Below are 5,294 nucleotides of genomic sequence, written 5' to 3'. Positions count from 1 at the left end.
TTCAATGTCTCATAGATTGCGAAGAAGCACAGTTTTTAAAAACCATAAAAGCTGGGTTTAGTTTCGTGCTGCCATTTTTAGGTCTGAGCTAATATTAATTTTCGGGGTAGCGTAATGATGATTCGCGCAATGGTCCCCACCGGACGATCCGCTGACGATGCAAGCAAGGACGATTGGGCTGCTCACCATCAGGGCTTGCAATGTCGTCGGAGTAGGCGGGGCGGATGCGAGTCAAACCCACTTGACCCGGGCTCGGCGGATGTTTATCGTCCAAACGCCCACGCCACCATCAGCGGGAACTCTTCTCGCCACATCACATCGTCGTGCGACGCGACCCGCTCTCTCATTTCAACGTCCGCACCTGCATCGCGCAGCGCAGCCGCCCACCGGGTCGCGTTCTCGAGGAAGAACGGCTCCAGTGTGCCGGCTACAAGGTAGGTGCGCGGTAGCGGGCTTGGCATCACGGCAGGCGGTCGGTAGCCCCCGCCTGGCGACGCGGAGAAGACCGTACCGTAGATGTCCGGATGCCGAAGCCCTATGGCGAGTGAGAGCTCTCCACTCGCCGACACGCCGCACACCGCGGTGCGTTTGGCGGGCAGCGCGACGCTGAAGCGTGATCGCACCCATCGGCGGACGTCTTCGACGAAGAACCTCTCGTGTGCTGCGAACCGTTCCTGGTCGAACGGCGGTGAGTACTCATGGATGCGCACCATCTCATCCTCATCGGACGTCCGGTAGGCACCGACGATCATCGTGGGCGGTACGTCGGCGGCCTCGAGGTACCCGCCCCACTGCGAGATCAGCTGACCGTCACCGGCGAACACGACTGCCTGGGGTGGATCCGGAGGGACGTACACCGTAACCTGCCGACCACCATCATACTCGAGCGTCTCTGTGACGAGCTCTCCCGCGATCTTCATATCTCACATCTCCTGTGTTCATAATTAAACTTATCTCATGTAGCACAACGAGGGGCTATATGTTCCTGTTTATTATAACTCAGCGTTTAAAAAAATCGCTCCAAAATCCGTTCAACTATCGTACCCGTTCGTACCCGTTAGCTTAACGCTACCGCTTTATGAGCTTGAGTAGCATCATTACACTGCAGTCCCCACGGCTGTTCCAAGAAGAATCTCCCTTGTAACCATTAACTAAAGCTCCTTTACTGCCTTTTTAATCATATCATCGTACTCAGTCAGTTCATCAGTCGACACAAATTCCGTTGAAAATCCTCTGCCCTTTTTCGAGCATATCAATAAACTCCGATTTAGTAACTTCCCTGTCCATTTTCTTTCCTCCGAAACCCGTCTTTATTAAGTAAACTTCTACGCGACTTCCACGCTATCCTGCTCGTTGGCGTGGTGAAAGGTAGCCGCGCGGCTGCCTTTCACCATTGTGCTATTGTACCCGCTAGCATTCCTGTAGAGCGTTAAATTACCGCTTTGCAAAAAAACGAGCGCCTCGGTACGATGGAAGTACGCAACGGGTCATAGCCCTTTAAATCCCATCATCGTAAGCGTTCTTTTGTTTGATTTAAAATTTGCTGACACACAGTTGTCAGTCGGAGCTTCTTATAATAGGAATTGCAAATGAGTTTTCAAATAACTCAACAAACAACAAAGACCAAATTAGGAGGTTTTCCCGTATGTATCAATCCGTTCAAAGCTTCATTACCGAGTACCAGAATGAGTCCAAGTTTACACAGCAACTTCTGAGTTCCTTGACGGACGCGTCATTGAAGCAAGAGATCGCATCAGGCGTCCGTACGCTCGGAACTCTGGCATGGCATCTGGTGCCGTCAGGCGGCATTCTGAAACCGACTGGTCTCGATTTCGAAGCGCCGCCCGAGCACAGCATGGCTCCTGAATCCGCAGCGGAGATTGTTCGAGTGTATCGCGCCGCTTCCGCTGCCCTCATCGAGGCGGTGCAGAAACAGTGGACAAATGAGAAGCTGCAGGAATCAGTGAATATGTTCGGTCAACAATGGAAGAACGGTTTCACGTTAGCGATCTTCCTCAAGCACGAAATTCACCACCGCGGACAGTTAACCATCTTGATGCGCCAAGCGGGACTTCCTGTTATCGGAATCTACGGTCCTTCCAAAGAAGAGTGGATCAGCATGGGGATGGAAGCCCCGGTTTAAACATAAATGAAGGCGCGCTCTCTATGTTGACGGTTAAAGATGCACGCTTTCTTCACTTTAATATAAATGGGAGTAAATATTGATGTTATTGGAAGACTGATACAATTAAGGATTCACGTTTGAACAGTATCGCGATGGCATGAGGCTGATTCAGCAGGAAATGCAACAAATCTATGAAAAGATTAAATTCCGTGAAGAAGATCAGAAAATCTTCAAGCAATTTTGCTGGGCGAAACTGGAAAGGAATCGTATTGACGGCGGATTGGTGCGGAGATGCTGCCCTATGCGTCCCCATCATTCAACGCATTGCTAAGTTGGATTCGCGGTTTCTAATTCGTGATGACAACATGGAATTGATGGGGACCAGTATCTGACGAATGGACATCCCGAATGATTCCTATCTTCATCTTTATGAATGCAGAAGGTCAAGAACAGTTCGTCTGGGGACCAAGATCACCGGAGATGCAGACATGGATGGGCTCCTTGAAGGGGCAACTGCCCCCAACCGAAACAAGCGGTTTTAGTGAAGCCCAGCAGAATATGTATCGGATGATCAAGCGAAGAATCGCATCAGATCCGAAGCTATGGCAAAGCGTCATCAGCAGTGTAAAACCTTTATTCGTAAAGGCTATAAATCTGTAGTGAGCGTTCTTTGATGCTATTGGCCAAATGCTTCGGCTCGATGACCGTAACATCTATACCATAACTCAGCAAGGTTCCATATAACCATACATCCTCGGCATGCTCCGTTCTCACGATGAAATAGCCATCCTCTGCGATAGTAATTTCCTCAGGAGGGAAATATTCTTCGACCTTGACTCGCACCCGGGGGTGGAAGCGCAGCACCATGCTTATCAGATTCGCCGTATCTTGTTGTTTGCCCCATCTGACGTCAAGTTCCTCCAAGCTCATATTTCTGCGCATGAACCTTTCATCCGATACAACAAGTTCTTTCAACCGGGATAACCTGAAGGTTCGATAGTCGCTTCGAAGCCTGCAATATGCGTATAAGTACCAAGCATAGCCTTTCCACGCCAAGCCGATGGGTTCCACAGTCCGTAGCTCTCCCGTCCCTTCGGAATTCGTATACACGAAAAGAACGACGAATCGATTCCTGGCTGCCTGCCGGAGCCTTGCAATCATAGACCTGTCTACATGGCCACCTCGCCAGATGTTCGTATCGAATATGAGTGTTTCGCCAGCTTCCTCAAGCCGGCTTTGCTCAGATTTGGTCACAAGTGCGCCAACTTTCACCATCAGATCGGCCAGATCAGGATCATCAAGAGAAGATTGAATGCCTTTTAACGCATTCATAATGGAATGGAGGTCTTCGAATGTGACGATTTGTCTGTCGATATGATACTGCTCCATGATCTCATAACCGCCGTTCGTACCAGAATAAGAGATGATTGGGATCCCGGCGCTATTGATGGTTTCCAGGTCACGATAGATGGTCCGCAGGGATACCTCGAACAAATCGGCCAGCTCCTGTCCGCTCATTCTTTTGCGGCTTAGCAGATGCATAACGATAGAAAGGAGACGATGGACCTTCAATGTTTGAAACCTCCTTAAATAGGGTGAGTGTAACGATTCATCATATTCGATTATGAACCGGATTTTTCAATTATAGATTCGACGCTCGTCAGTATGCCCCTGCTTTATTTTCCATGAATGGTTCATATACTTGTTCTTTGTTCATTTTTAAGCGTCAAATAGCCCACATCTTGTCCTCAAGATGTGGGCTTAGCTATGCTGGAATCAAGATTTGAACACGCGACAAGTCAGCGGCAGCTTCGGTGACCACGGCAGGAAATCATCCAACGCTTGAGGATCTCTGGGATCGGGAAGCTGCTCGAACAGGTACTTATAATATTGGAACGGGTTCAGGCCGTTTTCTTTTGCCGTCTCGATCACACTGTAAATAGTAGCACTGGCCTTTGCGCCGCGAGGCGTGTTGGCAAAGAGCCAATTCTTTCTCCCAATCACAAAAGGCTTAATCGCTCTCTCGCTGCGAATGTTATCGAACTCCAATCGCCCATCCGCCAAGAATGCCGTCAGCTTGACCCCCTGGTTCATACAATAGATGCTCGCCTCTCCAAGCTGACTCTTCGGTAACGTACGGCCTCACTGCTGACGCAACCATGCCGAAAAAGCCTCCAAAACAGAGCGGATCCTCTCCTGCCTCGCGGTCTGATGAACTTCAGGCGATGCCTCTTTCAGCTCGCGTTCAATGGTAAATAACTGGTTGCAAAACGTAAGTCCTTGATGAGCAGCCGTTTCTGTTTGGTTTTGCGTAGCAGGCAGCGCTTTTAATGCCTCGTCAAATTTTCGGCGTGCATGCGCCCAGCAGCCCACCAAGGTTACGTCCTTCACCATATGGTAGCCGGCATATCCGTCCACGTGCAGGTAGCCGCTGAATCCCTGTAAGAAATTCCGCGGATTCTCGCCGCCTCGTGTCGGGCGGTAATCGTACAGGACGATGGGCGGACCCAGGCGTCCTGTACGATACAGCCATAGATAGGATTCGGTTTGCGCCGCCCGGCTCGTGAAGGACCTGAAGAGTTACGAGTCCTGTAAGATTATCTGGTACGGCTATCCATGACAAATTATGTTCTAACTCAGCAATACTATATATACCTTCGATAAACTTGCGACAAGCTAACTTCAACTCATAAATATCATCGCTTATTGGCTTCCAATCAGGGTCTCTTTTATCATCCTTTGGTTTTCTAACGAATTGGGTCGCTTCCTTTTCACAAGCACCATACTGAATATAATTCTTTCGCCCTTCCACTAACGGAATCTTATTGGCTCCTAAATCATATACATTTATTTCTTGGAAGGGGTCATCTTCCCAAAAACATATTGGACATATATAATAATTTCCGTTACTGTCTAACGTTTTGTACCCACAACATTGGCAAGTATATCTTCTCAAGGTACACCTCGATTCCGTTTTTCTCTATCTTAAAGTTGCACTACCGCCGGTTTGCGTAACGAAAAGGCATCCGATTGGTCGGATGCCTTCCTGGTATTTGTTGAACTCCCTCGGTACGATTAAGTTTTCTCACGAATGCTCGCTTATTCGCAGGATTTCACCCTTGTTAGACATGTATGAAGGTCGTTCGGGTGACCAATTCATAGACCTGGA

The 5,294-nt window shown here is 49.0% G+C and carries 5 protein-coding genes and 2 pseudogenes; 3 read left to right on the top strand and 4 right to left on the bottom strand.

All coding sequences use genetic code 11. The features are described from left to right. Positions 1-263: 263 nt before the first annotated feature. Entirely contained in the window at positions 264-920 is a 657-nt protein-coding gene (locus tag AC0YNV_RS40430; protein WP_210047171.1) for an alpha/beta hydrolase, read from the bottom strand. A 725-nt stretch (positions 921-1,645) separates the two neighbouring features. On the opposite strand from AC0YNV_RS40430, the gene AC0YNV_RS40425 reads away from it, so the two are divergent. The 3 genes from AC0YNV_RS40425 to AC0YNV_RS40415 all read left to right on the top strand — a co-directional run bounded on the left by AC0YNV_RS40425 (position 1,646) and on the right by AC0YNV_RS40415 (position 2,785). After that, a complete protein-coding gene (locus AC0YNV_RS40425; protein ID WP_475773089.1) occupies positions 1,646-2,143 on the top strand; it encodes a DinB family protein in 498 nt (165 codons plus the stop codon). A gap of 173 nt (positions 2,144-2,316) precedes the next feature. Further along, positions 2,317-2,517, top strand: a complete 201-nt coding sequence (locus AC0YNV_RS40420) for a thioredoxin family protein (protein ID WP_475773088.1) — start codon at positions 2,317-2,319, stop codon at positions 2,515-2,517. 16 nt (positions 2,518-2,533) lie between these two features. Continuing rightward, positions 2,534-2,785, top strand: coding sequence for a thioredoxin family protein (locus tag AC0YNV_RS40415; RefSeq protein ID WP_475773087.1), 252 nt, complete (start codon positions 2,534-2,536; stop codon positions 2,783-2,785). Here AC0YNV_RS40415 and AC0YNV_RS40410 read toward each other — a convergent pair. The 3 genes and pseudogenes from AC0YNV_RS40410 to AC0YNV_RS40400 all read right to left on the bottom strand — a co-directional run. Beyond that, positions 2,759-3,697, bottom strand: coding sequence for a helix-turn-helix transcriptional regulator (locus AC0YNV_RS40410; protein ID WP_475773086.1), 939 nt, complete (start codon positions 3,695-3,697; stop codon positions 2,759-2,761). The genes AC0YNV_RS40415 and AC0YNV_RS40410 overlap by 27 nt on opposite strands. Before the next feature lie 204 nt (positions 3,698-3,901). After that, a pseudogene (tnpC, locus tag AC0YNV_RS40405) lies at positions 3,902-4,684 on the bottom strand (IS66 family transposase); the annotation flags it as partial. 145 nt (positions 4,685-4,829) lie between these two features. Then, positions 4,830-5,081 (bottom strand): annotated as a pseudogene (locus tag AC0YNV_RS40400) (CPCC family cysteine-rich protein); the annotation flags it as partial. Between the last annotated feature and the right edge of the window lie 213 nt (positions 5,082-5,294).

The sequence above is a fragment of the Paenibacillus sp. JT31N11 genome, assembly GCF_056269285.1.
This window is presented reverse-complemented; position numbering and strand designations above follow the sequence as displayed.

Bases quoted from the DNA above. Each gene is read 5' to 3' on its own strand.
- AC0YNV_RS40425 (WP_475773089.1), top strand. From the start codon at position 1,646: ATGTATCAATCCGTTCAAAGCTTCATTACCGAGTACCAGAATGAGTCC.
- AC0YNV_RS40430 (WP_210047171.1), bottom strand. From the start codon at position 920: ATGAAGATCGCGGGAGAGCTCGTCACAGAGACGCTCGAGTATGATGGT.
- AC0YNV_RS40415 (WP_475773087.1), top strand. From the start codon at position 2,534: ATGATTCCTATCTTCATCTTTATGAATGCAGAAGGTCAAGAACAGTTC.
- AC0YNV_RS40420 (WP_475773088.1), top strand. From the start codon at position 2,317: ATGAAAAGATTAAATTCCGTGAAGAAGATCAGAAAATCTTCAAGCAAT.